The following is a 25,240-nucleotide window of genomic DNA, read 5'->3' on the forward strand; positions in this document are numbered from 1 at the left end:
CGTCATCCGATCAGTGAGGGGCGCAGGTCTCTCAGGGTGCGCGTTCTCGTCATGCGACGCGCGCCCAGCCACGAGAGCGCGAGCGCACCGAGAAGGAACGCGAGCAGCACGGCCACGTCGGCCCAGGCCAGCGCGAGGTTGCCGCCGTACATGAGCTGCCGGATTCCGTCGACCGCGTATCCCATGGGCAGTGCGTGGTGCAGCGCGGCGAGCGGGCCGGGCAGCGTCTGCCACGGGAACGTTCCGCCGGCGGTCACGAGCTGCAGCACCATCAGCACCAGCCCGAGGAACTGCCCGACGCTGCCGAGCCAGACATTGAGCGCGAGGATGATGGCGGCGTAGGTCATCGAGGTCACGATCATGAATCCGAGCATGCCCAGGGGGTTCGCGACCGAGTAGCCGAGGGCCAGCGTCACGATGCCGAACACGGCGATCATCTGCACGGCGCCGAGGATGCCGGGCGTCATCAGGCCTGCCGCGGTCACCCGCACGGGCTTGCGGAGGGCGGTGAGCGCGCGCTTCGACAGCGGCTTGATGATGAGGAAGAGGGCGTAGATGCCGATCCACGCGGCGAGGCTGATGAAGAACGGCGCCATCCCCGCGCCGTAGGTGCTGGCCTTCGTCACGGCGCTCGTGTCGATCGCGGCCGGGTCGGAGATGATCGACGCGCTCTTCTCGCGCTCGGCGGCCGTCTCGATGGGCAGCTTGCCGAGGCCCTCGGTGAGTCCGGTCGCCAGCTTGTGCGCCCCGTCGTCGAGCTTCAGGATGCCGGTCTGCAGATCGGCGGCCCCGGTTGCGAGGGCGGGCGTTCCGTCGGCGAGTGCGGTGGCGCCGTCGGACAGCTGCTGGGTTCCTGCCGCGAGCGTGGATGCGCCGGACGCGAGTGTCGGGGTCTGAGCCGCGAGGGCGGCGTTGCCGTCTGCCACCTGTTGCGTACCCGATTGGATCTGCGAGGCCGCCGCCGCGGCCTGATTCACTCCATCGGTGAGAGCCGGGGCCGCAGCCGCCAGCTGGGCAGTGCCGGCTGCGACTTGAGCGCTGCCGGCGGCGAGGTCGCCCAATTGGAGGTTCAGCGCTGTCGCCTCGTCGTTGGCCGCGATGACCTTGTCGCCCAGCGGGTCGAGTTCGGCGAGCACGGCGTCGATCTGGTCCTGGGTGAACCCGTCGTTCGTCATGGTCTCCTGGATCTGGGCGCGGATCTCGGGGACCTTGTCGGCGGCCTCCTGTGCGGCTGCGGCAATGGGAGCTGCCGCGGTCGAGAGAGCAGCGTTTCCGTCAGAAACCTTCTGGGCCCCGGCGGCGAGGACGGCCGTGTCCTGGGGAAGGGTGGCTACGTTCGTCTGAAGAGTGGTGAGCCCGGCGAGGAGTTGGATCATGCCCGCATTCGTCGTTCCGGCACCGGCGGAGAGTTTCTGGGCGGCATCATCGACCGCGGCCGCACCGTCGGCCAGGGTTCCCGCGCCCGTGTTGACCTCGGTCGCGCCCGTCGCGAGCTGCTGGGCCCCGTCGTTGACGGTCGCCGCTCCCGCGCTCAGGGTCGCCGCGCCATTCGCCGCGGTGGTCGTTCCGTCGGCCAGCTGGTTCGCGCCGTCGATGGCGGTCTCGAGGCTCGTGCCCACGTCGGCGAAGCCGTCGAGGAACTGCAGCGCGGCCTCCTTGCCGACCTTCTCGGCGATCGAGGAGCGCACCTTCTCGGCGACGTTCCCGGCGATGGTGGTGGCCAGGAAGCTGTTCGTGTCGTTCGTGGTGAGCTCGACCGAGGCCTGCTTCGGCGACGCCGTGATGGGCGAGGTGAGGTCGGTCGAGAAGTCCTTTCCCAGGGTGAGCACGAAGTCGAAGGTGCCGTCGCTGACGCCCGTCTTCGCCTCGGCCGCGGTGGCTTCGATCCACTTGACGCTGTTGTCCTTCAGCAACTCGTCGCGCACTTCGTCGCCGTAGTTCACGGTCGAGGTCGTTCCGTCGGAGTCGGTCTGCGTGGCTCCGGTGTCCTCCACGACGAGGCCCACGGGCACGTCTTTGAGGTTGCCGTAGGGGTCGTTGTTTCCCCAGAGGTAGAGCCCCGCGTAGATGATGGGAACGCACATGAGCGCGACGAGCGCCAGGATTCCCATCTTCGATGAGGTGAGTCGGCGCAGTTCTGCGCGGACGAGCGTGACGATGGTCATTTCGTGTCTTCTTCTTCTGCTGGTGCAGGGATGTCGAGCTCGACGGGGTCCGGCTCGGGTTCAGTATCGGGTTCCAGCTCGAGCTCGGGCTCGGCTTCGGCTTCTGGCTCGGCTTCCGGCGAGGCGTCTTCGGGTTCGGGAGGCAGCACGTGCTTCGGCGCCACCGTGGGCTCCGGCTCGGCGAGGGCGGCATCGAGCAGCGCCACCGACGCGGCTCCCGCGATCACGAGAACGGCGTAGCCGCGCTCGGCGAGACCCTCGGCGACGGGATACCACTCGAGCGGGTCGCCGCCGTGCCGGTCGGGCGAGGTGAGCACGAGCGCGTCGACGTCCTCCCTCATTGCTGCGAGCTCGGCGAGAACGTGCAGCCGCACGGTCACGGGAACGTGCTCGATGGGGGTGCGGGCGAAGTCGCGCGCACCCAGCGTGTCGAGCGTGGAGAGGACGGCCTTCGACGACGAGGGCAGCTCGGCGAACATCAGCTCCTCCTGCACGATGCCGTCGAGACGCAGCCCGGCGGCCGGCTCCGAGATGTCGGGCGCATCGACGACGGCGACGGATGCGCGCAGCTCGTCGCCGGTCACCTCGGGGTCGCGGGTCGCCGAGCCATGCTCAGGGATCATGCGCCCGCTCGCGATCAGCGCGAGCAGCGTCGGCCGCTGGGCGGTCTCCGTCGCCACGAGGGTGACGGAGCCGCTTTCGAAGCCGACCGTCGTGGGGCGCAGCGCATCCGCCCCCTCGCCCGCGGTCACGTCGACGAGGTCGATTCTCATTCGGTGTCTCCTGCGTGGTGGGATGCGTCGGGCTGGGCGGCGAGGGTGAGCTCGGGTGACGCGTCGATGAGCTCGGCGGCCTCGCGCCACGACAGCCCGGCGGTGCTGAGAGCGACGAGCATCACCAGACGGTGGCCCTCGCCGCGCGAGATGTCGGCGCGAACCGCCTCGTCGAGCACCGACAGCGCGGCACCCTCGATGAGGCGGGCGAGTGTGCCCGGTTCGATATCGGTTCGCAGCTGTCCGGCCTCGACGCCCTGGCGCACGAGGTCGAGGACCCCTCGGCGCACGGGCTCGAGGCCGTTGCCCACGATCTCGCGGCGCGGGCCGCGAATGGCGAGCTGGGCGGTGACGCGCACGTCCTCGACCTCGCTCCAGAGCCGCGCGCCGACGAGGGCGAGGGCGATACGCGCATCCGAATGCCGGATGGGCGCAAGCGCCGCCGTGACCCGGGCGATGCCTCGGTCGTTCAGCTCCGCGACCAGCTCGTCGCGGGTGCTGAAGTGGCCGTAGATGGAGCGGCGCGACAGGCCGGCGGCCGATGCGATCGTCTCGAGCGACGCATCCGGGTCGTGGTTGAGCTCGGAGATGGCGGCGTCGAGGATCGCGACCCTGTTCTCTGCCGCGTCGCGCCGGGGTGCGCGGGGCGGCCGGGAGGCGCGGCGGGGGGAGGTGGTGGTGTCGGTCACTCGATGATTCTAATAACTTGCACATCGATGTGCAAGTTATTGAGGTGATCGTCGGTGGGCGCGATGGAGTGGGTAATCGGCGCCGACGCAGTGAGTAGAGCCTGCTCAGTCGCCGCCGTGCGCATCGCACGAGAGTGGTGTCACTGCCGAAGACCGGCACAGAATCGCAGACACAACACGTCACAGACACACCGACGAAGAATCGAGACGACCATGAACATCATCAAAGGCTTCCGCGACATGGGCGCGATGCTGAACGCCGCCCCCGGGCTGATCGAGTCCGCCAACGAGATGTCCGCCCAGGCGAAGGCCATGCAGACGCCGGCCGCCGGCGCCGCCGGAGCCTACGGGTTCGGCGCGCCCGTGCCGATCGAGCCGAATCCGGCCAACCTCGTGCCGATCGCCGGAGTCGACATCGAGCTCTGGGCGCGCATCGCCAAGGGCATCGCCCCCTATGGCTACGACGCGTCGAAGCTGCCGGCGGTCGCCGCCTCGTTCGGCGTCGCTCCGGCGGACTGGGCCGTCGCCGTCGAGGGCTGGAACACCCGCCTGGCCGCCGATCCCGGCGTCGCCCAGCGCTTCAACGCCCTCTACCGGGCCGCCTGATCATGGGCGTCTTCGCAAGCTACTTCAAGGTCATGAAGCTCACGAAGGAGATGGAGAAGAACAGCGATGTGAAGGGCGACCTCGCCCGCATGCAGGCCGGCATGAACGGCGCGAACCAGACCCTCGCCACGATGACCGCGCAGCGCCGGTCGGCCGAGCGCGCCGCGGTCGACGGCCCTGTCGGCGGCGTCGTCGACGGCCCCGTCGACGGCCGGATCGACCGTATCGAGGCCGCAGCCACCGTGACCGAGTTCGCTCCCACCGGCCTAGTGATCGCGGGTCGGCCCGTGATCGAGCTGCACCTCGTCGTGGTGCTGCCCGGCGGCATCCCGCTGCCCGTGGCGCACAGCACCGCCATCGACCCGGCCCAGGCATCCCGCCTCGTGCCCGGAGCGCGCATCGTGGTCACGCTCGACCCCTCAGACCCCGCTTCCCTGCGGATCGACTGGAGCAAGCCCTCACCCGTCTAGAGGTGGCGGGCGAGAAGGGTCAGCACCTGGTCGGCCGTGGGTACGCCGGATGCCCGGGCGAGCTCCGCGCCCGATTCGTCGCGAACCACGACGGTCGGCGTCGCGATGATGCTCGCCCGCTCGGCGTCATCCGGGCTCGACGCGACGTTCGACTCGCTGAAGTCGACCCGATCGCGCACGAAGGGCTGCACCTGATCGAGAACGCTTCGGGTCTGCGTGCACGCGCCGCAGAAGCTCGAACTGTAGAGGTGCACGGAGAGGGCCATGTACAGTGCAACGCCATCGCGGCCCCGGGATTCCCGATGCGGCTGGCGTACGATCGAGATATGAGCGGCGACAACCTCCTCGGCCTGCCCGAGACACTCCTTCCCGAAGACACTGCAGTGATGGAGGCGCTCGCGGAGCGCTCCCCGGCCACGGCGGCCGATCTGGGCGAGCTGGTCAAGCAGTTCCCCACCTCGTCGCTGCTCTGGGCGCTGCTCTCCGAGGAGCTGTGGGCCGTCGGTGCGGTCCTTCCGTCGTACGCCTATGCCCGGGTCGGCTACCACCGCGGCCTCGACGCGCTGCGCAAGGGCGGCTGGCGCGGGCAGGGGCCCGTTCCCTGGTCGCACGAGCCCAACCGCGGCGTGCTGCTGTCGCTCTACACCCTGCGCCGCGCGGCCGAGGCGTTCGGCGAGCTCGACGAGGTCAAGCGACTCGGCGACTTCCTGCAGATGTCCGATCCGCGCGCGATCGACGCCATCGAGGCGACCATCCGCCCCGTCACCGACCAGCCCGTCACCGAGGCCATCATCATCCGGGGTCAGGACTGAGATGAACATCGTCGCCGACGCCACGGCGTTGGCGCCGGTCGCAGACATCGTTCGAGGGCGAACGGCCCTGTCTGCACAGGAACGCGAGTTGATGGACTGGATCGCGACGACGTACCGCGTCTCCGTCGTGGCGGTTCTCGCCGACCGTGTGTGGTGGGGCGATATCCCCGACCGACTGCGCGCGGTGGTGTGGCTCGCATCGGATGCCGAGACGGAGACGTTCGACGACGCCCGCCACAACTATGACTCGAGGAAGCAGCGAGCCATAGGAACTCGTGTGCTTGCAGATCTGCCAGAGGGAGCACCGATTCCTTTCGTCGTGCCCCAGTCTTTCGCGGCCGAGGCCCGCTCGGACATCTATGGCCGCTTCACGCCGCAGGACATCGAACGGATCACGGCGGAGCTGGCTCATCCGCTCATCGCAGCTGTGCGAATCTGGACCCGGGCCGTCGTGTTCCTCGAGACCGATGCTCAGGTTGCGCAATACGCCGAGAGTGCCGAACGCGAGCGGTGGACGGACGTCATCTGGCGGGCGATACACGAGAAGGACGAGTTCGGCGTGGTCCCCCGTGACGCCTTCGCCATCGAGGTCGACAGCGAACAGACGTTCAACGAGCGGTTCGAGGGCAGCAGCTACTACTACTTCCTCTAGACCCCTGCTGTGATGTGACCTCTGCGCCGGCTGTACAGCACGGCCAGGGCACCGAGTCCGAGCAGGCCGACGCTCAACCCGACGATATAGGCGATCACGCTGCCCCAGCCGTCGGTCGCCGGGTCGAGGAACGGGTACGGGTAGATGCCGTTCGACACGGCGCCCCGCAGCAGCGAGTAGGCCAGCCAGGCGACGGGGTAGATCATCACGACGCCGAGCCGCCGCCAGGCCAGAGCCGGGCGCCCGGGCGACACGAGCCAGTCGAGCACGATGAGCAGCGGCATCCAGACGTGCATGACCTCGCTCGGCCAGCCGAGCGGTTGGAAGCCCTGGCTCGGGCCGTCGTCTCGCAGCAGCAGGTTGTAGACGCCCGCGGTGACGATCGCGTAGGTGAGCGTCGCCATGCGAACCGTCGTGAAGAGGACGGTGTCGCTCGGGCGTCGCAGTGCGAGAATTCCGCCGACCGTGAAGACGACGATGTTCATCAGGGATGTCTCGATGGTGAAGTAGCTGAAGTACTCCCAGGGATCGAACACGTTGTTCACCACACGGTCGGCGATCTGAATGGCCATGGTCACCAGCAGGCCGAGGCCCGCCAGAAGACGTATCGCTCCCACCACTCTTCTGCTCATGGCACCCATTCGTAGCAGAACCCTGCCGGGTTTGCCTTCGACCGCCGATCAGCCGCTCTCGGGCCGCCTCGGGTACCATGGGGTGGAACCTCTTCGCAGTGTTCCGGCCACTCCTCGTTCTCGAGGCCACTGACCGATAGGACTCTTCAATGCCAGCGATCGTTCTCATCGGCGCCCAGTGGGGCGACGAGGGCAAGGGCAAAGCCACCGACCTTCTCGGCGACCGGGTCGACTACGTCGTCAAGTTCAACGGCGGCAACAACGCCGGCCACACCGTGGTCGTCGGCGACAAGAAGTACGCACTGCACCTGCTGCCGTCCGGCATCCTGAGCCCCGGCGTCACCCCTGTCATCTCCAACGGTGTCGTCGTCGACATCGAGGTGCTGTTCCACGAGCTCGAGGCGCTCGCCGCCCGTGGGGTCGACGTGTCGAAGCTGCTGGTGTCGGCCAACGCCCACGTCATCACGGCCTACCACCGCACCCTCGACAAGGTCACCGAACGCTTCCTCGGCAAGAAGCAGATCGGCACCACCGGCCGGGGCATCGGTCCGAGCTACGCCGACAAGATCAACCGGGTCGGCATCCGCATCCAGGACCTGTTCGACGAGGGAATCCTGCGCCAGAAGGTCGAGGGCGCCCTCGACCTCAAGAACCACATCCTCGTGAAGGTCTACAACCGACGCGCGATTCAGGTCGACGAGGTCATGGCCGATCTCCTGTCGTACGTCGAGCGGCTGCGCCCCATGGTCGCCGACACGTCGCTCGTGCTCAACCGTGCGCTCGACGAGGGCAAGACGGTCCTGTTCGAGGGCGGCCAGGCCACGATGCTCGATGTCGACCACGGCACGTACCCGTTCGTCACCTCGTCGAACGCCACGTCGGGCGGCGCGGCCACCGGCTCGGGCGTCGCTCCCAACCGCATCGACCGCGTCATCGCCGTGGTCAAGGCCTACACGACGCGCGTCGGCGCCGGCCCGTTCCCCACCGAGCTGTTCGACGAGTCCGGTGAGTTCCTGCGCTCGAAGGGATTCGAGTTCGGCACCACCACCGGGCGCCCCCGTCGCTGCGGCTGGTACGACGCACCCATCGCCCGTTACAGCGCGCGCATCAACGGAGTCACCGACTTCGTGCTCACCAAGCTCGACGTGCTCACCGGGCTCGAGGCCATCCCCGTCTGCGTCGCCTACGACGTCGACGGCGTGCGCGTCGACGAGGTCCCCGTGTCGCAGTCCGACTTCCACCACGCCGTTCCCATCTACGAGGAGTTCCCCGGCTGGACCGAGGACATCACCGGCGCCCGCGAGTTCTCCGACCTGCCCCTCAACGCGCAGAACTACGTGCTGGCCCTCGAGAAGATGAGCAACGCCCGCATCTCGGCGATCGGCGTCGGCCCCGGTCGCGACGAGATCGTCGTGCGGCACGACCTTCTCGAGTAGCAGCCGTGGCGTGTGAGCGTCCGCCCTACGGGTCGGTGATCGAGGGGCGGTTCATCTCCCTCGAGCCGTTGACCCGGCACCTGCTGCCCGAGCTGTTCGCGGCCATCGGGCATCCTCAGGTCTTCGCCGGCGGCTACGGCGGCGGCCCCGCCGCCTACCGCGACACGCTCGAGGGCTTCACCGACTTCGCCGAGACGTACTACGCGTGGGATGCCGCGAACGTGCACGCCGTGCGGCTCGTCGGCGGGCCGCACGACGGCCTGCTGGTCGGCACCTCGACCCTGGGCGACCTCGATCCGTCTCTCGGCTACGCGCACCTCGGCTGGACGGCCTACGACCCGCGCGTCTGGGGCACGGTCGTGAACGCGGAGACGAAGCTGCTCATCCTCTCGTCGGCCTTCGACAACGGATTCGAGCGCGTGAAGATCCAGGCCGACGTGCTGAACACGCGATCGCGCGCCGCCATCGCGAAGCTCGGCGCCACCTTCGAGGGCGTCTCCCGTCACGACATGCGGCGGGCCGACGGCGCCTGGCGCGATTCGGCGATCTTCTCTATCCTCAGCGACGAATGGCCGAGGGTCAGGGACGGCCTCCTGGCACGGATCGAGCGGCAGGTCGACGAGCCCGTCGAGCCGCGCCGGGCGGCAGAGTAGTCCCTTCGCGCGGCACATTCTATGTCGCTGCATTCAGGGTCGTTTCGTGGTGGACTAGTGCCCATGGAAGCTCTCTACACTGCAATTGCCCATGCATCCGGCGGGGGCCGCGACGGCCACGTTCGAAGCGAAGACGACCGCCTCGACTTCGACACCCGACCTCCCGTCGAGATGGGCGGGAGCGGCGAGGGAACGAACCCCGAGCAGCTCTTCGCCGCCGGCTACTCCGCCTGCTTCCTCGGCGCCGTGCACGCCGTGGGGCGCGAGCTGAAGCTCGACACGAAGGACGCGGCCGTGTCGGCCAGCGTCTCGATCGGCCCGAGCGCCGACACGGGCTTCGAGATCGCCGCCGAGCTCGACATCTACATTCCGAACGTGACGCCCGACGAGGCGCGAACGATTGCCGAGACGGCCCATAAAGACATCTGCCCCTACTCGAAGGCGATCAGCGGCAACGTTCCGGTGATCCTGAACATCGTCGAATAGCGCGCGCCGTTCCCCGAGCTTGTCGAAGGGCATCCCTTCGACAAGCTCAGGGAACGTGGGCGACGACTCGGTAGAGTTTTCGGTATGTCTGACACCGCCGCCACCCCAGAAGACGCCCTCCGAAAGCTCGAGGGAATCCGCCAGAGCATCGACAACATCGACGCGGCGCTGATCCACCTGCTGGCGGAGCGGTTCAAGTTCACCCAGGGCGTCGGCGAGCTCAAGGCCGCGAACGGCCTTCCCCCTGCCGACCTCGAGCGCGAGGCCCGTCAGATCAAGCGACTTCGTGCCCTGGCCGAGGAGTCGCACCTCGACCCCGACCTCGCCGAGAAGTTCCTCAACTTCATCGTGGCCGAGGTCATCCACCATCACCGACGTATCGCCGAGGATTCCGGGGAGTAGCCCTCGGGCCGCGCTGCAGAGGCGGCCGACCCCTGTGAGAGATCGGCGGCGGCCCCGGCGATCCGCACCGTGAAGCGGGTGCCTTCGCTCGACGAGGCGACCGTGATCTGCCCGTCGTGCGCATCCACGATCGACGCCACGATCGCGAGGCCGAGGCCGGAGCTGCCCGCGGTGCGCGACCGCGACGAGTCGCCACGGGCGAACCGTTCGAACAACTCGGGCACCAGGTCTTCGGCGATGCCCGGCCCGTCGTCGCAGATCGAGACCTCGACCGACTGACGGCCGTCGGCATCCGGCGCCAGGACGAGACGTGCGACGACGGATGTGCCGGGCGGGGTGTGCACGGCGGCGTTCGAGAGCAGGTTCATCACGAGCTGGTGCAGCCGCTCCTGGTCGCCTACGACGGGAGTCGGGCCATCGGGGACATCGAGGGTCCAGGTGTGCTCGGGATAGGCGGCACGCACGTCGCTCACCGCGTTCACCACGACCTCGCTCAGGTCGACCTCGTCGAGATGCAGGTCCTGGCCCTCGTCGAGCCGCGCGAGCAGCAGCAGGTCGCTCACGAGGGAGTTCATGCGTTTGGCCTCGGACTCGATGCGCGCGAGCGAGTACTCGGTCATCGCGGGAAGCTCCGCGCTGTCCTGCCTCGTCAGCTCGGCGTAGCCCTGGATGGCGGCCAGCGGCGTGCGCAGTTCGTGGCTGGCATCGGTGACGAAGCGGCGCATGCGCGTGTCTGTCGCTGCGCGCACGGCGAGGGCGTCGTCGACGTGGGCCAGCAGCAGGTTGAGGGCCTCGCCCACCTTGCCGACCTCGGTGCGGGGATCGGTGTCGGCCGTGTCGACCCGAGTGGTGATCGCCACCTCGCCGCGGTCGAGGGGCATGGTGGCGACCGCCGCCGCCGTCGACACGACCCGGTCGAGCGGGCGCAGCGTGTGGCGCACGATGAGGATCACACCGAAGACCACGATGATCAGCGCGAGCACGGCCATCGTCGAGATCACGATCGTCTCCTGCAGCACGGCCGCGTCGGCGGTCGCCATCGAGACGCCCGCGATCAGGGTGTTGCCCTTGCTGTCGAGCTGAGTTGCGAGCCTGTAGGTGCCGAGGCCCGGCAGCGCGACCGTGCTGCGACCCTCGGCCCCCTGCGAGACCTGCTCGAGCCGCGAGATCACGGCCTCGTCGAGCACGGTCGCCGTCTCGTCGGAGAACTGCGCGGAGTCGACGATCTCTCCGTCGGCAGCCAGGGCGATGATGGTGCCTGCCCCGTGACCCGTGTAGTCGACGAACGGCTTCACGTAGGGCTTTCCCGACGAATCGGTGGGCGGGGAGTCGTCGTTGCGGAGCCGCTCGACCGTGTGGCTGAGCCCGGACATCGAGCCCGCCAGCTGCGTGTCGACGACTGTCGTGACCGAGGCGGCGAGCGTGATCACACCGACGACGCCCACGATCACGAAGACGGCCGCCACGACGGTGCCGATGCCCACGACGAGGCGGCGACGCAGGGTCCAGGGGCGGCTCATTCGGCCGGCCTCAGCATGTAGCCCACACCGCGCACGGTCTGGATCATCGGCGAACGTCCGGCGTCGATCTTCTTGCGCAGGTACGACACGTAGAGGTCGACGATGCTGGCCTTGCCGGCAAAATCGTAGTTCCAGACCTGGTCGAGGATCTGGGAGCGGCTCAGCACGCGCCGAGGGTTGCGCATAAGAAAGCGCAGCAGCTCGAACTCGGTCATGGTGAGCTGGATGGGCTCGCCGCCCCGGTTGACCTCGTAGCTCGTCTCGTCGAGCAGCAGGTCGCCGACCACGATGCGGGAGTCCTCTTCCGATGAGGTGAGGATCGACCGTCGCAGGAGGCCGCGTAGCCGCGCCACGAGCTCCTCGAGGCTGAACGGCTTGGTCATGTAGTCGTCGCCGCCGGCGGTGAGGCCGATGATGCGGTCGTCGACGGAGTCGCGGGCGGTCAGGAACAGCGTGGGAAAGGTCTGCTCGATGTCGCGCAGCTGTCGCAGCAGGCGGATTCCGTCGGTGTCGGGCAGCATGATGTCGAGCACGACGACATCCGGCCTCGTGTCGCGGTAGAGCTGCAGTGCCGTCGCGCCGTCGTGGGCGATGTCGACCACCCAGCCCTCGTAGGCGAGGGCGAGGCTCACGAGGCTCGTCAGCACCACCTCGTCGTCGACGAGCAGCACCCTGATGGGCGAGCCGTCGGCACGATACATGCGGGGCAGCTTGGCGAGCACGGCCCGCCGCCGCCCGGACGTCACCTCGTCGTCGGAGATCGGAGAGTACGTCACCTCGCCATTATTCGCCCCTCCAGGGCTGCGATCGCACGAAAGGCTCCGATTCATAGACGGCTCAAATATTCGCACACACGACTCCGGTGAGCGGCACGTACCGTCGGCGCATGACCACCACGAGGCTTCCCACCCAGGCGACCCTGGGCATCCGTCCGGTTCGGATGCGGCCACGCTCCCTGGCCGCCCTGTGCGTCCGCCGCCTGCGTGACGCGCTCGCGTCGTGGGGTGTGCGGCGACCGCGGATGCTGAGGGGCCGTCGGCTGCCGTCGCCGATCGATGCCCCGCGCATCCGAACGGCCCGCCTCGAACTGCGTCCCCATCGCCGTGACGATGCCGACGACTGGTTCGATCTGCAGTCTCAGGAATCCGTCACGAGGTTCCTGCCGTGGCCGCGGCGCAGCAGACGCCAATCGGCGCGGCACCTGGCCGACCGCACGCGGCACACCCGACTGTTGCAGGCAGACGATTTTCTCGCGCTGGCCATCGTCAAGGACGGCCGGCTGATCGGCGACGTCTCGGCTCACCTGCGAACGGTGGATGCCGGTGGCCGGACTCTCGAGATCGGCTGGGTCATCCATCCGGAGTTCGGTGGCAGAGGGTACGCGACCGAGGCGGCGGACGCCCTGCTCGCCTTCGCGTTCGACGAGGTGGGTGCTCGATTCGTGACAGCCGTGACAGACCCGCGGAACGTACGCTCGTCGTCACTGGCCCGTCGTCTCGGGTTCGTCGAACTGCGACGGGAGGGCGACGAACTCGTTCTGGCGGTGGGCGCGGAGACGCACCGCGAGCGGGCGGCCATCGCGCGGAGTGCCCGCCCGAGCAGGTCCTAGAGGCGGTTGTCCTTGTTGCGGGCGCGGAGGGCCCGGGCGACGATGAAGAGCGCCGCACCGACGAGGAGCACCACGAGCCCGAGCACGATGTAGGTCGAGACGGTCAGTCCGGTCTGGGCAAGTTCAAGGGGCATGTGGGTCACCTTTCCACTGGCTACTCTCTCACGTCAGCGCGTGAGAGTCCGCGAATCAGCGCGTGCTATCTCAATGTGCGGGGGAGGCCACGCGATATGCGCAACTTCTGGGCACGTCGCTCTTTCGCGTAGTAGAACCACGACCAGACCGGGAACGCCAAGAACCCCACGTAGACGACCCACATGTAGGGCTCCCACGGGGTGGATTTCTCGTCAGGCGGAAGCAGTCCGGCGTCGCGGGCGGCGATCACCGCAAGCACGACACCGACGGCTACGGCGATGGCGGTCAGCGTTATCGAGATGAAGAGGAGGCCTCCTGCAGAGTTGACGGGAAGAACGAAGCTGCCCTTGCGCCCCTTGTAGACGCCGTACTCCTCGGGAGTCAGCCCTCGGGAGGCTGCATCGGCTTCGGAGAGACGCGCGTAGTAGCCCTGACGCCTGCCCTTCGGTTCGTCGGTCACGGCAGGGAGGTGAGAGTGGTGCGGAGCTCGGCGATCGCGTCACGCAGCTCGTGGTCGGTGAGACCGGTGCGCTCGACCACATCCGGTTCGCCCTCGACGACCGTGCCGACGGCCCACTTCGTTCCATCCGGGCGCACCAGCAGAAGGGATTCGGCCCCATCGACGCGGGCACGCAGCATGGCCGTCCCGGCCGGATGCTGCCGAACGTGTTCCTGCACGATCTCGAGTTCGGCGTCCGGACCGGACACATCGGGATCCTGGGCGAAGACGAACCAGGTGAGCAGGGTTCGGGGCTGCATCAGCAGTGACACCGGGTCCGACTCGACGTGCACAACGGTGTCGGCGATCTCATCGTGGATGAGTGTGATCTCGGTCCACAGCGTGGCACGGCCGAGGGCGTAGGCGACAGGCAGCGCTGCCTCTTCGACCTCGATCTCCTCGTCGACGACAGTGGCGAAGCCCCGGCCCAGGAGAGAGGACACGCCCGCAACGGGAAGCACGTCGGAGTGCATCTCCTCTGTGAGGCGCAGTACTCGTGCGCTCATCTCGGCCTCGGGGGTCGACATGCGCTTGAGCAGGTAGGCGATCTCTGCGTAGCCGAAACCGATCGCGTCGGCTGACTTCTCGGTGGTCTGGTCAGTCATCAGGTGGAGTCCTTTCGAGGAGAATCGGGTTTAGAAACCAAGGAAGTCCGAGACTCCCTCGCCCAGGTCTTTGATGCCGTTGCCGACCTCGTCGGCGAATTTGCTGACACCCTTGCCGACATTGGACACGGTGTCGTCGACGAACTCCTTGACTCCGGGGAGCTCGTAGACAGCGATTCCGATGCTCGCCACCGCTGCGACTGTGCCCGCGGGTGGGGGAAGGAACGAGGCGACCCCCAAGGCTGCCTTTGTCGCAGACCAGGCGGCGTCGCCGTAGTCGCCCTTGGCGGCACTGGTGACGGCGTCGTATCCGTCGAGGCCGATGCCCAGCACGCCCAAGCCTTTTCCGAGTCCACCCTGGCCGACGAAATCGAAGATGCCGTTCTTGACTCGCGCGAGTCCGGTGCTCGCGTCGAAAACCTCATCCGAGATGTTGAGGGCCGGAATGTATTTGTAGAGGTTGTCGAGATTGAGGATGTCATTCGCGGAGTCGAGCAGGTTGAAGGGAATGCTGCGGCCGGGAATTCTGGACCACTCATATTTGCTCGTGATGTCCTTGCCGTGATCGAGCAGCCACGCCAGACCGTAGGCGTCTCGCGGCACCTCGATCATCGTCTTGATATCGCCGTAGGTGTCCCACCCGTCGCGGAACGCATCCCACGGGCTGGGCGAGCCCGGTGTCGCGGGGCCCGGGTTGCCGGGCGACCCGGGTGTGCCTGGTGCACCGGGCCCACCGTTGCCGCCCGCTCCGCCGTCTACCTGGCTCGTGGCCGTCTGCTCGTCGGCGTTCTTGATGAGCGTCGTCGACCCGAGCTCGAGGGCGTGCACGACGGTGTTGCCGAGCTGCTTGACCTGCGAGTTCCAGCGCTGCTGGAAGGCGCTCGCGTCGGGGCCCTGCCAGCTCTGCGTGGAGTTGACCAGGGACGACACCGTCTCGAGCGAGGAGCGGATCTGGTTCGAGCCCGAGGAGAACTGCTTCGCCAGTGCCCTCAGCTGATCCGGGTCGGCGCCGTAGAACCCTTGTGCCATCGTGATCCTCCGTGCTGAGTTCGAGCCTGTCGTTGTCGCTTCAGGCTAGCGTTCGGGCCCGCTCGGCTCGATGGGGAGAACTCCCCATGCGATCGGCGGGCCCCGACGCGTCAGTGCCTCTGTGTCGGTAGCTCGGCGTCAGTAGCCGACGACGTCGCCGAAGTGCTGCTGCAGGGTGGCCCGGTGCGTGCCGCGCAGCTCGTCGAGCGACACGTCGAACTGGCCCTGCACGCTGATGCCCGGCTCCGTGGCATCCGTGACGCCCACCCGGATCACCGGGTAGCCGCGGCCCTCGCAGAGCCCGATGAACTTCACGTCGTCTTCGCGCGGAACGCTGACGAGCACCCGGCCCGTGGTCTCGGAGAAGAGCGCCGTGGCGATGTCGACGCCGTCGCGCAGCATCAGCTCGTCGAGGAACACCCGGGCGCCCACTCCGAAGCGCATCACGCTCTCGACCAGAGCGGTGGCGAGCCCGCCGTCGGACAGGTCGTGGGCCGAGGCGATGATCGATTGCTGCGCGCCCGCGGCGAGCAGGCCGGCGAGCGTGGCCTCGTTCGCCAGCGACACGGCCGGCGGGCGACCGCCGAGGTGGTCATGGATGACGCCCGCCCAGGCCGAGCCGTCGAACTCGACGGTCGTGGTGCCGAGCAGGTAGATGTTGTTGCCCTCGTCCTGCCAGCCGCTCGGGATGCGCTTGGCCACGTCGTCGATCACGCCGAGGATGGCGACCACCGGGGTCGGGTGGATCGGCTTGGTGCCCGTCTGGTTGTAGAACGACACGTTGCCGCCGGTGACCGGGATCTCGAGCTCGAGGCATCCGTCGGCGAGGCCCTCGACGGCCTTCGAGAACTGCCACATGACCTCGGGGTCCTCGGGTGAGCCGAAGTTGAGGCAGTCCGACACGGCGACCGGGGTGGCGCCCGTGGAGGCGACGTTGCGGTACGCCTCGGCCAGGGCCAGCTGCGCGCCCTGGTACGGGTCGAGCTGGCAATACCGGCCGTTGGCATCCGTTGCGATCGCGAAGCCGAGGCCCGACTCCTCGTCGACGCGGATCATGCCGCCGTCGTCGGGGACGCTCAGCGCTGTGTTGCCGAGCACGTAGCGGTCGTACTGGTTCGTGATCCAGCTCGGGTCGGCGAGGTTGGGGGAGCCGAGCAGGCGGAGGAGCTGGTCGCGCAGCTCTGCCGGCGTGGTGGGACGGGGGAGTGTGGAGGCGGTGTCGGCCTGCAGCGCGTCGATCCAGCTCGGGTACTCGACCGGGCGGGTGTAGACGGGGCCGTCGACGGCGACCGTGCGCGGTTCGACGTTGACGATCTCCTCGCCGTGCCAGTTGATGATCAGGCGGCCGGTGTCGGTGACCTCGCCGAGAACGCTGGTCTCGACGTCCCACTTCTCGACGACCTTCAGGAAGCCCTCGAGCTTCTCGGGGGTCACGACGGCCATCATGCGCTCCTGGCTCTCCGACATCAGGATCTCTTCGGCGGTGAGCGAGGGGTCGCGCAGCAGCACCTTCTCGAGCTCGATGAACATGCCGCCGTCGCCGTTGGAGGCGAGCTCGCTGGTCGCGCACGAGATGCCCGCGGCCCCCAGGTCCTGGATGCCCTCGACGAGCTTCTCGCGGAACAGCTCGAGGCAGCACTCGATGAGCACCTTCTCGGCGAACGGGTCGCCGACCTGTACGGCGGGACGCTTGGTGGGGCCGCCGGCCGAGAACGTGTCGGAGGCGAGAATGGATGCTCCGCCGATGCCGTCGCCGCCGGTGCGGGCCCCGAAGAGAACGACCTTGTTGCCGACTCCGCGCGCGTTGGCGAGGTGCAGGTCTTCGTGGCGCAGCACGCCCACGCTCAGGGCGTTGACGAGGGGATTGCCCTGGTACACCGGGTCGAACCAGGTCTCTCCGCCGATGTTCGGCAGGCCCAGGCAGTTGCCGTAGAACGAGATGCCCGAGACCACGCCGTGCACGACGCGAGCCGTGTCGGGGTCCGAGATGTCGCCGAAGCGCAACGCATCCATGACCGCGACCGGGCGCGCACCCATCGAGATGATGTCGCGCACGATGCCGCCGACGCCGGTCGCGGCGCCCTGGAACGGTTCGATGTAGCTGGGGTGGTTGTGGCTCTCGATCTTGAAGGTGACGGCCCAGCCCTCGCCCACGTCGACGACGCCGGCGTTCTCGCCCATGCCGACCATGAGGTTCTTCTTCATCGCCGGCGTGACCTTCTCGCCGAACTGCCGCAGGTAGATCTTGGAACTCTTGTAGGAGCAGTGCTCGCTCCACATGACGGAGTACATGGCCAACTCGCCCGACGTGGGTCGGCGGCCGAGGATCTCGCGCACCTTGGCGTACTCGTCGGCCTTCATGCCGAGTGCCGCGTACGGCTGCTCCCGGTCTGGAGTGTCGATCGCATTCTGCACGGTGTCGGCGGCGGCGCGGGCGGTAGCCGTGTGAATGGGGTTCGGGGCAGCGGATTCAGACACGCGGATATGGCTCCTTAGTGGGGCAGGCGGTGAGCGCCTCAATCCTACCGGCCCCGGGAATGCGGCGGCCCGAGGCGGCGTTGCCCCTGACGAAGTAGCGTTGAGTGTTGTTACATGCCTGTCCCGAAGTCCTTCTGCCCCACCTCGAAAGTCGATCTCACCCCTATGACCGTCACCGACGCATCCACCGCCGACGCCCAGCCTCTGAGCCTGGCCGAGGTCGAACGGATTCGCGCCGACTTCCCCATCCTGGGTGAGACCGTCAACGGGCACCCGCTCGCCTACCTCGACTCTGGCGCGACCGCCCAGCGCCCCGTGCAGGTTCTGGATGCCGAGCGCGACTACGTTCTGCACCGCAACTCGGCCGTGCACCGCGGTGCGCACACCCTGGCCGCTGAGGCCACCGAGAGCTTCGAAGACGCCCGGGCCCGCGTCGCCGACTTCGTGGGGGTGCGCGAGAACGAGATCGTCTGGACCTCGAACGCCACGGAGGGCCTCAACCTGGTCGCCTACGCGTTCTCGAACGCGAGTCTCGGCCGCGGTGCCCCCGCGTCGTCGCGATTCGTGCTCGGCCCCGGCGACGAGATCGTCACCACCGAGATGGAGCACCACGCCAACCTGATCCCGTGGCAGGAGCTGGCGGCGCGCACCGGAGCCACACTGCGTGTCATCCCGATCGACGACGACGGCCTGCTGGTGATGTCTTCTGCCGAGGAGATCATCGGTCCCCGCACCCGGATCGTGGCCTTCACCCACGTGTCCAACGTGACGGGCGTCATCAATCCCGTCGACCGGCTTGTCGAGTTGGCGCACGCCGTCGGCGCGCTCGTGGTTCTGGATGCCTGCCAGTCGGCCCCGCATCGCCCGCTCGACCTGGGCGCGCTGGGCGTCGACTTCGCCGTGTTCTCCGGCCACAAGATGCTGGGCCCCACCGGGGTGGGCGTGCTCTACGGTCGCAGTGAACTGCTCGACGCGATGCCTCCCTTCCTTACCGGCGGGTCGATGATCACGACCGTCACGCTCGAGAAGGCCGAGTACCTTCCGGCTCCGCAGCGTTTCGAGGCGGGCACCCAGCGGGTGTCGCAGGCCATCGCCCTGGGGGCTGCCGTCGACTACCTGTCCGAGGTCGGCATGCAGCGCATCCACGACTGGGAGGCGTCCCTCGGCCAGCGCCTCGTCACCGGACTCGAGTCCATTCCCGGCATCACCGTGCTCGGCCCGCCGCCCGGTGTGGAGCGGGCGGGGCTCGCCAGCTTCGTCGTCGAAGGCGTGCACGCCCACGACGTGGGCCAGTACCTCGACGACCTGGGCATCGCGGTGCGCGTCGGGCATCACTGCGCCCAGCCGCTGCACCGCCGCTTCGGCGTGACCGCCTCGACCCGGGCGAGCGCCTACCTCTACAACACGCCGGCCGAGGTCGACGCGTTCCTCGAGGGCGTTCGCGGCGTCACCGCATTCTTCGGCGTCGTGCCGACCATCTACCCGCAGTCTTCCGAAAGGACATCCCTGTGAGCTCGTCGCTCGAGAGCCTCTATCAGGAGGTCATCATGGATCACTCGCGCACGCCGCACAACCACGGCCTGCGCGAGGGTGGCTCTGCGGAGTCGCACCAGCTCAACCCGACGTGCGGCGACGAGGTGACCCTGCGCATCCACTCGCAGGGCGACACAATCACGTCGCTGAGCTGGGAGGGCCACGGCTGCGCGATCTCGCAGGCGTCGGCGTCGCTGCTGTCAGACGTGGTCGTCGATCTCGATCGCGACGCGGTGCACGAGCGCATCGACGCGTTCCGTGAGCTCATGCGCTCGAAGGGCACGCTCGAGGGCGACGAGGAGCTGCTCGGCGACGCCGTCGTTCTCGGCGGGGTCTCGCGCTACATCGCCCGCGTCAAGTGCGCGATGCTCGCCTGGGTCGCCCTCGAAGACGCGATGGCGAAGACCCCCGCAGCCTGACCTGCCTCCATTGCGCCGGTCGAGTAGTCGCGCGAGGCACGAGCCGACGTATCGAGACCATCACCGCGATCAGCTCGTGAGCAGAACCGTGCTCGACCGCCACTCGTGGCTGTCGCCGCCCACCTGCCACACGACCGTCACCGCGTGCGGCCCCGTCTCGGGCGTCGTGTTCACGACGAAGGTGCGCTGGGCATCCGAGCCCGCATCGAGCGTCGCCTCGACCGGCTGGTCTCCCTGCCACGCGTAGATCGTCTCGGGGGAGCCCACCAGCGATCGTCCGTCGGCCGGATCCGCGACCGCGAACGAGATCGTGACGGGGGATGCCGGGTCGTAGGCGGCCTCGCCGGTCTGGTCTTCGGGCCCGGCGGCCGGGTTGGTCCACGAGTAGACGGACTCACCGGTCGGCGGCACGCCGGCGTCGTCGATGCGCAGACCGGAGTCGGTCTGTCGCACGATCCACGCGTCGGCCGCGTCGGCGGTCGCGCCGCTCACCACAGTGATCGCTCCCTCGGGGCCCTCCGCCGCGACCAGGGTCGCCGTCGAGAGGGCGGCGGCTTCGTCTGCGGTGACTGTTCCGCCGGTCGGGGCCAGTTGCTCATACGTCTCGACCGAGCCGTAGAAGGCCTGCGATTCCGGGGACAGCATCGACCAGCTCGCCTGCAGGTCGCCGGCGGCGACGGCGTCGAGGTAGTCACGCGCCAGCGCGATCTCGGGCGTTTCGGCGGGCGTCGCGGTGGGTGTCGCAGCGGCGGTTGTCGACGCGGACGTCGTGCCGGCGACAGGTTCGGCCGGCGTTGTCTGGGACGTGCAGCCGACGAGCGCCGCCGATCCGAGCAGGGTGAGCGCGCCGAGAACGGTCAGGGTCTGAGTACTTCTGCGAGTAGTCATACCTCGACGCTAGCGCGGCTCGTGTACCCCGTTCGGGGGTATGGAGGGAACTCTGAGGCTACGCGCGAGCGAGCAGGCCCTCGAGTGCCGACGTGAAGAACGTGAGGCCGTCTACTCCCGAGCGCATCGCATCCGGGGTGTCGGGGCCGAAGCCGGGCTCGACGGCGTGCTCGGGGTGCGGCATGAGGCCCACGACGTTGCCGCGCGCGTTCGTGACGCCCGCGATGTTGTTCAGGGAACCGTTGGGGTTCACGTCGAGGTAGCGGAACACCACGTGGTTCTCGCCCTCGAGGCGCTCGAGCTCGGCGGTCGAGGCGATGAACCCGCCCTCGCCGTTCTTGAGCGGGATGGTGATCTCCTGGCGATCGGTGAAGCCGTTGGTCCAGGCGGTCGATGTGTTCTCGACGCGCAGTCGCTGGTCGCGGCAGATGAACGAGCCGTGGTCGTTGCGGATGAGGCCACCGGGCAGAAGGTGAGCTTCGGTGAGCATCTGGAATCCGTTGCAGATTCCGAGCACGGGAACGCCGCGCTCGGCCGCCTGGATGACTTCGGCCATGATCGGTGAGTGGCTGGCGATGGCGCCGCAGCGCAGGTAGTCGCCGTAGCTGAAGCCGCCCGGAAGGATGATGGCGTCGACCCCGTCGAGGTCGTGGGTGCCGTGCCAGAGCGCGACGGGTTCGGCGCCGGCGAGGCGCACCGCGCGCTGGGCGTCGCGGTCGTCGAGTGAGCCGGGGAAGGTGACGACGCCGATGCGCATCAGACGGATGCTCCGGCTGCGACCTCGGATGCGCCATCGGCGGGCGACTCGACGACGTGGATACCGACGACGTCTTCGATGACCTGGTTCGAGAGCATCTCGTCGGCCAGGGTCGCGACCTCGGCGAGCACGGCGTCGGTGACCTCGCCCTCGACGGTGAGCTCGAAGCGCTTGCCAACTCGAACCGACGTGAACTGCGACTGGCCGAGGCGTGTGAGGGCGCCGAGCACGGCCTTGCCCTGGGGATCGAGAAGTTCGGCCTTGGGCATGACCTCGACGACGATTGTGGGCACCGGAGAACTCTTTTCGAGAAGTGACGGGTGGATTCGCCCCCAGTCTAAACGCTGGGCATCGGCTTCACGCCCGAGCGCGCCACTTGGCAGGCGGGCCGCCCGACCGTAGCCTCGGAGTCTGAGGTCAATGACGACTGGAGATCGTGATGAGTGAACCCGTGAGCCCCGCCGCAGCAGTCACCCCGACGGGGCACGCCACCGTCTCGGTGGCGGCCATCCTCGCCGAGACGGCCGCGCGCCGGCCCGACAAGACGGCTCTGATCGTGGGGGAGCAGAGCATCAGCTACTCCGCGCTGTGGGAGGAGACGCTCGCCTACGCCGGAGCCCTGCGCGATCGAGGCGTCGACCGAGGCGACCCCGTCGCCATCCTGATACCGAACGTGCCCGACTTTCCCCGTGTCTATTACGCGCTCCTGGCGCTCGGCGCGATCGTCGTGCCGATTCATGCGCTTCTGAAGGCCGAGGAGATCGCGTTCGTGCTGCGCGACAGCGGGGCCACCCTGCTCGTGTGCTCGGCTCCGCTTCTCGGCGAGGGCGCGAAGGGGGCGGCGCTCGCGGGTGTCGACGTGGTGTCGCTCATGATGCCGCCGCATTCGAGCGACGAATCGCTGGATGCCGTGGGTTTCGATCGTCTGGAGGATCTCGCCGCGCAGACGGTGCCGCTGGAGAACTACGTGGCCTGCGCCCCGGGCGACACGGCGACCATTCTCTACACGAGTGGGACGACGGGGTCGCCGAAGGGCGCCGAGGGAAGTCACTTCTCGCTGGTCGAGCAGACGAGCACGCTGCTGCTCGACACCTTCGATATGACGAGCGACGATGTGCTGCTCGGCTGCCTGCCGCTCTTTCACACCTTCGGCCAGACCTGCGTCCTCAACACCGGATTCCGTGCGGGCGCCACGATCGTGCTGATGCCGAAGTTCGATGGCGCCGGCGCGATCGAGCTCATCAAGCGCCACGGCTGCACGATCTTCTTCGGGGTGCCCACCATGTACATGGTGATCCTGGCCGCCGCCGGCGCCGAGCCCGTTCAGACGAAGCTGCGGTACGGCATCTCGGGCGGTGCCGCGATCCCCGTGGCCATCATCGACAGGTTCACGCAGCTCTTCGGCGTGGACATCCACGAGGGCTACGGCCTCACCGAGACCTCTCCGGTCGCCAGCTTCAACCAGCGCGGGGTGACCCCGCGGCCCGGCACGATCGGCACGCCGATCTGGGGCGTGGATGTCGAGATCGCCCGGGCCGAGAACGACGACGCGATCGAGCTGCTTCCTCGGGGGGAGCTCGGCGAACTCGTGATCAGGGGCCACAACCTCATGAAGGGCTATCTGCACCGTGAGGAGGACACGGCCCGGTCGGTGGTCGACGGGTGGTTCCGCACCGGCGACCTCGGAACGAAGGACGACGACGGCTACCTGCGCATTCTCGACCGCAAGAAGGACATGATCCTGCGCAACGGCTACAACGTGTACCCCCGCGAGGTCGAGGAGGTGCTTGCCGGGCACCCGGATGTCTCGATGGCGGCCGTGTACGGCATCCCTCACGAGGTGCATGGTCAGGAAGTGGTGGCGGCGGTGGTGCTCGTTTCCGGAGCGACCGTGACCGGTGCAGAGCTGGTGGCGTTCGCCGAGGAGCACGTCGCGGCCTACAAGTACCCGCGGGAGGTCGCGATCGTGGAGGCCCTGCCGATGGGTCCGAGCGGAAAGGTGCTGAAGAGAGAGCTCGTGGCGCGCCACGTTTCCTGAGCCTGTCGCTCCCTGAGCCTGTCGCTCCCTGAGCCTGTCGAAGGGCACTCGCGTCTCGACCTGCTCGACGAACGGGGTCGCCGGGGTCACCATGGTCTGCCGGTTCGTTGCTGTCCGGCGGGTCTTGGTGTTCGGTGCGTGTCTTGCCAGCTGGGTGGTTTGACGTGTGGTCTGCCGTGGATCATGACGAGTTGCCATGCGGAGGTGTGGATGGTGGCGTGGTGGAACGGGCACAGCAACACCAAATTGTCGATATCGGTCCGTCCGGGCGGATAGTTCTCGCTGACCCATGGTGTGACGTGGTGCGCCTGACACCGTGAGGGTGGAGCGGCACAGCCGGGGATGACGCATCTGCCGTCGCGGGCGGCGAGTGCTCTGCGTTGCCTTCGGGTGGCGAGACGTTTCGTTTTGCCGTGGTGCAGGATCTCGCCGTGCTTGCCGAAGAGGGTGGTGATGGTGCCGCCGTGGCAGCGGAGCTGGTCGACGGTGCTGATGGGGATGGGTTCGGTGCTGCCGTCGATCCACGCGGCGCCGTGCCCGGTTTGGAGGTCGTCGAGGGTGACGTGCACGTTCACGGTCGGTGCCGCCCCGTTCAGCAGCGACGCAGTCGGCGACGTCGCGGCCAGCTCGAGGAGGGTCATGACCGCGTCGAGGAGCTTCTGCTCCGCCGTGCGCGCATCGATGATCGCCTCGTCGCCCGAGGTGTCGCCCCGTTGTGCGGGTTCGTGTGGAGAGCGGTCGTCGATCGTCAGGAGGCCATTGGTCTGATCCCCGGCGATGTCGGTAGCGCCGTGGTCGGAGCCGGCCGCTGCTGAGTCTGCCGGGTTCGGTGCGTCGGGGGTGCGTGGGCTGAGGATCGAGTCGACCGCGGCCAGGAACACGCCCAGTTGCAGGGGCGGGAGAGCGTACCGGCCCCTCGCCATGCCGTCGGCGCCGATTTTCGGGTAGCTGAAGCCGCGCAGGGACTGTTTCACGGCGTCGCGGGGTTCGGCACCGTCGGGGTCGAGGTGTTCCCGGATGCGGATCGCGAGCCGGCCGATCTCCTCGACCGTGTACCGCCTCGGTGCCCTGGACCACGCATCACCATCGCCCACAACACCGTCCTCATCAGAAACCCCCTCCGCACTGGCCCCGGCGTCCGCGTTCGCATCAACGTTGGTATCGATATCCGGGTCGGAGACTGTGGCCATCGCGGCGGCGACGAGGTGCCGTTCGGCCTGATCCGTGGCATCCGACCAGCCGGTGCGGTTCACGACCTCGGACAGGGTGCGGCAGATCACCGCCGCCGTATCGACGCCGACACGGCCGGCGAAGAACGCCGCCTCCACGACCGGGAAGAAACTCGGATTCGGCGTTCCCGACAGAGACACCGACGACCGTAGCCGCTGGCCCAGGCTGATACGGGTCGCCGCGGTGCGCTCCGAGACGTTCGTGGTCGCAGCAAGGAGCTTTCTCGCCGACCCGAACCCATGACGGTACGCGAGCCCCGCGGTGTCGAGTTCACGGCGGGACTCGTGCGCGACCTCCGCCGCCACCCAGGTACGGGCAGCGTCACTGGCGCGACCGATGGCCTCCCACTGATGGGCCGCTGCGAGCAGGGCATCACCCGACTCGGCACCTGCAGACACGGCTGCGCGGTTCTCGTCGAGGAGCTGCCGGAGACGCACGGCGATATCGCCGAGGGATGCGTCGAGGAGGTCCATACGAGAAGTCAAACAGTAACCACCGACACTGGGTTGACCGAGGCATTCGATGCCTGATCAGGGGATATGGGTGTGGATAACGGAGCCTGAACTACCGTTGTGGAGGAGAAGAGGGCGTCGAGCCTTAGGGCCCCTTCGACAGGCTCAGGGAACGACAGGCTCAGGGAACGGCTCGCTCAGGGAACGGCTCGCTCAGGGAACGGCTCGCTCAGGGAACGGCTCGCTCAGGGAACGGCTCGCTCAGGGAACGG

At 68.1% G+C, this 25,240-nt stretch carries 28 protein-coding genes; 12 read left to right on the plus strand and 16 right to left on the minus strand.

The annotated features are described in order from the left end of the window. Positions 1 to 2 precede the first annotated feature (2 nt). Genes QCD70_RS17715 through QCD70_RS17725 form a run of 3 tightly spaced genes read right to left on the minus strand, consistent with a single transcriptional unit; the run spans position 3 to position 3,627 of the window. Positions 3 to 2,165, minus strand: a complete 2,163-nt coding sequence (locus QCD70_RS17715; protein WP_301218739.1) for a YhgE/Pip domain-containing protein — start codon at positions 2,163 to 2,165, stop codon at positions 3 to 5. Then, positions 2,162 to 2,938, minus strand: coding sequence for a hypothetical protein (locus tag QCD70_RS17720; protein WP_301218742.1), 777 nt, complete (start codon positions 2,936 to 2,938; stop codon positions 2,162 to 2,164). The genes QCD70_RS17715 and QCD70_RS17720 overlap by 4 nt, the downstream gene beginning before the upstream one ends. Next, positions 2,935 to 3,627 carry a TetR/AcrR family transcriptional regulator gene (locus QCD70_RS17725; protein ID WP_301218744.1) on the minus strand — a complete coding sequence of 231 codons (693 nt, stop codon included), beginning with the start codon at positions 3,625 to 3,627 and terminating at the stop codon, positions 2,935 to 2,937. The genes QCD70_RS17720 and QCD70_RS17725 overlap by 4 nt, the downstream gene beginning before the upstream one ends. Before the next feature lie 213 nt (positions 3,628 to 3,840). On the opposite strand from QCD70_RS17725, the gene QCD70_RS17730 reads away from it, so the two are divergent. Both QCD70_RS17730 and QCD70_RS17735 read left to right on the plus strand, forming a co-directional pair. Continuing rightward, positions 3,841 to 4,233, plus strand: coding sequence for a hypothetical protein (locus tag QCD70_RS17730; protein WP_055945247.1), 393 nt, complete (start codon positions 3,841 to 3,843; stop codon positions 4,231 to 4,233). Positions 4,234 to 4,235: 2 nt separating this feature from the next. After that, entirely contained in the window at positions 4,236 to 4,703 is a 468-nt protein-coding gene (locus tag QCD70_RS17735; RefSeq protein ID WP_301218746.1) for a hypothetical protein, read from the plus strand. Here QCD70_RS17735 and QCD70_RS17740 read toward each other — a convergent pair. Continuing rightward, complete coding sequence (locus QCD70_RS17740; protein WP_301218748.1) at positions 4,700 to 4,969, minus strand: thioredoxin domain-containing protein; 270 nt, start codon at positions 4,967 to 4,969, stop codon at positions 4,700 to 4,702. The genes QCD70_RS17735 and QCD70_RS17740 overlap by 4 nt on opposite strands. A 60-nt stretch (positions 4,970 to 5,029) precedes the next feature. On the opposite strand from QCD70_RS17740, the gene QCD70_RS17745 reads away from it, so the two are divergent. Together QCD70_RS17745 and QCD70_RS17750 are read left to right on the plus strand one after the other, a co-directional pair. Then, the gene (locus QCD70_RS17745; RefSeq protein ID WP_301218750.1) at positions 5,030 to 5,515 is read left to right on the plus strand and encodes a DUF3151 domain-containing protein; all 486 of its coding nucleotides are present in this window, start codon (positions 5,030 to 5,032) and stop codon (positions 5,513 to 5,515) included. A 1-nt stretch (position 5,516) separates the two neighbouring features. Next, on the plus strand, positions 5,517 to 6,167 hold the full coding sequence (locus QCD70_RS17750) for a hypothetical protein (protein WP_301218752.1): 651 nt from the start codon (positions 5,517 to 5,519) through the stop codon (positions 6,165 to 6,167). On the opposite strand, the gene QCD70_RS17755 is transcribed toward QCD70_RS17750, so the two are convergent. Continuing rightward, positions 6,164 to 6,799 carry a Pr6Pr family membrane protein gene (locus QCD70_RS17755; protein WP_301218754.1) on the minus strand — a complete coding sequence of 212 codons (636 nt, stop codon included), beginning with the start codon at positions 6,797 to 6,799 and terminating at the stop codon, positions 6,164 to 6,166. The two genes, QCD70_RS17750 and QCD70_RS17755, sit on opposite strands and share 4 nt — an antisense overlap. A 149-nt stretch (positions 6,800 to 6,948) precedes the next feature. On the opposite strand from QCD70_RS17755, the gene QCD70_RS17760 reads away from it, so the two are divergent. The 4 genes from QCD70_RS17760 (at position 6,949) to QCD70_RS17775 (ending at position 9,776) form a co-directional block, all read left to right on the plus strand. Further along, positions 6,949 to 8,235: an adenylosuccinate synthase gene (locus QCD70_RS17760; protein WP_301218756.1), complete on the plus strand. Its 1,287-nt coding sequence runs from the start codon at positions 6,949 to 6,951 to the stop codon at positions 8,233 to 8,235. A gap of 5 nt (positions 8,236 to 8,240) precedes the next feature. Then, positions 8,241 to 8,888 carry a GNAT family N-acetyltransferase gene (locus QCD70_RS17765; RefSeq protein WP_301218759.1) on the plus strand — a complete coding sequence of 216 codons (648 nt, stop codon included), beginning with the start codon at positions 8,241 to 8,243 and terminating at the stop codon, positions 8,886 to 8,888. Between the two features lie 63 nt (positions 8,889 to 8,951). Further along, entirely contained in the window at positions 8,952 to 9,374 is a 423-nt protein-coding gene (locus QCD70_RS17770) for an organic hydroperoxide resistance protein (RefSeq protein ID WP_301218761.1), read from the plus strand. 84 nt (positions 9,375 to 9,458) lie between these two features. After that, entirely contained in the window at positions 9,459 to 9,776 is a 318-nt protein-coding gene (locus tag QCD70_RS17775; RefSeq protein ID WP_301218762.1) for a chorismate mutase, read from the plus strand. Here QCD70_RS17775 and QCD70_RS17780 read toward each other — a convergent pair. Both QCD70_RS17780 and QCD70_RS17785 read right to left on the minus strand, forming a co-directional pair. Further along, positions 9,743 to 11,296: a sensor histidine kinase gene (locus QCD70_RS17780; RefSeq protein WP_301218764.1), complete on the minus strand. Its 1,554-nt coding sequence runs from the start codon at positions 11,294 to 11,296 to the stop codon at positions 9,743 to 9,745. The genes QCD70_RS17775 and QCD70_RS17780 overlap by 34 nt on opposite strands. Beyond that, positions 11,293 to 11,997: a response regulator transcription factor gene (locus tag QCD70_RS17785; RefSeq protein WP_301218795.1), complete on the minus strand. Its 705-nt coding sequence runs from the start codon at positions 11,995 to 11,997 to the stop codon at positions 11,293 to 11,295. Before QCD70_RS17785 ends, QCD70_RS17780 begins: the two co-directional genes overlap by 4 nt. A gap of 185 nt (positions 11,998 to 12,182) precedes the next feature. Between QCD70_RS17785 and QCD70_RS17790 the strand changes: the two genes are divergently transcribed. Further along, entirely contained in the window at positions 12,183 to 12,905 is a 723-nt protein-coding gene (locus QCD70_RS17790; RefSeq protein WP_301218766.1) for a GNAT family N-acetyltransferase, read from the plus strand. Here the strand turns inward: QCD70_RS17790 and QCD70_RS17795 are convergent. The 5 genes from QCD70_RS17795 to purL all read right to left on the minus strand — a co-directional run bounded on the left by QCD70_RS17795 (position 12,902) and on the right by purL (position 17,657). Beyond that, a complete protein-coding gene (locus QCD70_RS17795; RefSeq protein ID WP_157412031.1) occupies positions 12,902 to 13,039 on the minus strand; it encodes an LPXTG cell wall anchor domain-containing protein in 138 nt (45 codons plus the stop codon). The genes QCD70_RS17790 and QCD70_RS17795 overlap by 4 nt on opposite strands. A gap of 65 nt (positions 13,040 to 13,104) precedes the next feature. Continuing rightward, positions 13,105 to 13,500 carry a hypothetical protein gene (locus tag QCD70_RS17800; RefSeq protein ID WP_301218769.1) on the minus strand — a complete coding sequence of 132 codons (396 nt, stop codon included), beginning with the start codon at positions 13,498 to 13,500 and terminating at the stop codon, positions 13,105 to 13,107. Next, on the minus strand, positions 13,497 to 14,144 hold the full coding sequence (locus QCD70_RS17805; protein WP_301218771.1) for a hypothetical protein: 648 nt from the start codon (positions 14,142 to 14,144) through the stop codon (positions 13,497 to 13,499). Before QCD70_RS17805 ends, QCD70_RS17800 begins: the two co-directional genes overlap by 4 nt. Positions 14,145 to 14,174: 30 nt before the next feature. Beyond that, a complete protein-coding gene (locus QCD70_RS17810; protein ID WP_301218773.1) occupies positions 14,175 to 15,173 on the minus strand; it encodes a WXG100 family type VII secretion target in 999 nt (332 codons plus the stop codon). A gap of 138 nt (positions 15,174 to 15,311) precedes the next feature. Then, positions 15,312 to 17,657: a phosphoribosylformylglycinamidine synthase subunit PurL gene (gene purL / locus QCD70_RS17815; RefSeq protein ID WP_441004956.1), complete on the minus strand. Its 2,346-nt coding sequence runs from the start codon at positions 17,655 to 17,657 to the stop codon at positions 15,312 to 15,314. 159 nt (positions 17,658 to 17,816) lie between these two features. Here purL and QCD70_RS17820 point away from each other — a divergent pair, with 159 nt between their 5' ends. After that, entirely contained in the window at positions 17,817 to 19,163 is a 1,347-nt protein-coding gene (locus QCD70_RS17820) for an aminotransferase class V-fold PLP-dependent enzyme (RefSeq protein WP_301218777.1), read from the plus strand. Next, positions 19,160 to 19,603, plus strand: a complete 444-nt coding sequence (sufU, locus tag QCD70_RS17825) for a Fe-S cluster assembly sulfur transfer protein SufU (protein WP_301218779.1) — start codon at positions 19,160 to 19,162, stop codon at positions 19,601 to 19,603. Before QCD70_RS17820 ends, sufU begins: the two co-directional genes overlap by 4 nt. A 69-nt stretch (positions 19,604 to 19,672) precedes the next feature. Here the strand turns inward: sufU and QCD70_RS17830 are convergent, their stop codons facing one another. Genes QCD70_RS17830 through purS form a run of 3 tightly spaced genes read right to left on the minus strand, consistent with a single transcriptional unit; the run spans position 19,673 to position 21,541 of the window. Beyond that, positions 19,673 to 20,491 (minus strand): hypothetical protein, encoded by an 819-nt coding sequence (locus tag QCD70_RS17830; RefSeq protein WP_301218781.1) that lies wholly within the window; start codon positions 20,489 to 20,491, stop codon positions 19,673 to 19,675. A gap of 58 nt (positions 20,492 to 20,549) precedes the next feature. Further along, a complete protein-coding gene (gene purQ, locus QCD70_RS17835) occupies positions 20,550 to 21,248 on the minus strand; it encodes a phosphoribosylformylglycinamidine synthase subunit PurQ (protein WP_301218783.1) in 699 nt (232 codons plus the stop codon). Further along, positions 21,248 to 21,541, minus strand: a complete 294-nt coding sequence (gene purS / locus QCD70_RS17840) for a phosphoribosylformylglycinamidine synthase subunit PurS (protein WP_301218785.1) — start codon at positions 21,539 to 21,541, stop codon at positions 21,248 to 21,250. Before purS ends, purQ begins: the two co-directional genes overlap by 1 nt. Before the next feature lie 146 nt (positions 21,542 to 21,687). Between purS and QCD70_RS17845 the strand changes: the two genes are divergently transcribed. After that, entirely contained in the window at positions 21,688 to 23,286 is a 1,599-nt protein-coding gene (locus QCD70_RS17845; RefSeq protein ID WP_301218787.1) for a long-chain-fatty-acid--CoA ligase, read from the plus strand. An 86-nt stretch (positions 23,287 to 23,372) separates the two neighbouring features. Here the strand turns inward: QCD70_RS17845 and QCD70_RS17850 are convergent, their stop codons facing one another. Next, positions 23,373 to 24,989 (minus strand): HNH endonuclease signature motif containing protein, encoded by a 1,617-nt coding sequence (locus tag QCD70_RS17850; protein ID WP_301218789.1) that lies wholly within the window; start codon positions 24,987 to 24,989, stop codon positions 23,373 to 23,375. Positions 24,990 to 25,240 lie beyond the last annotated feature (251 nt).

Source organism: Agreia sp. PsM10 (assembly GCF_030433855.1).
Classification (GTDB): Bacteria; Actinomycetota; Actinomycetes; order Actinomycetales; family Microbacteriaceae; genus Agreia.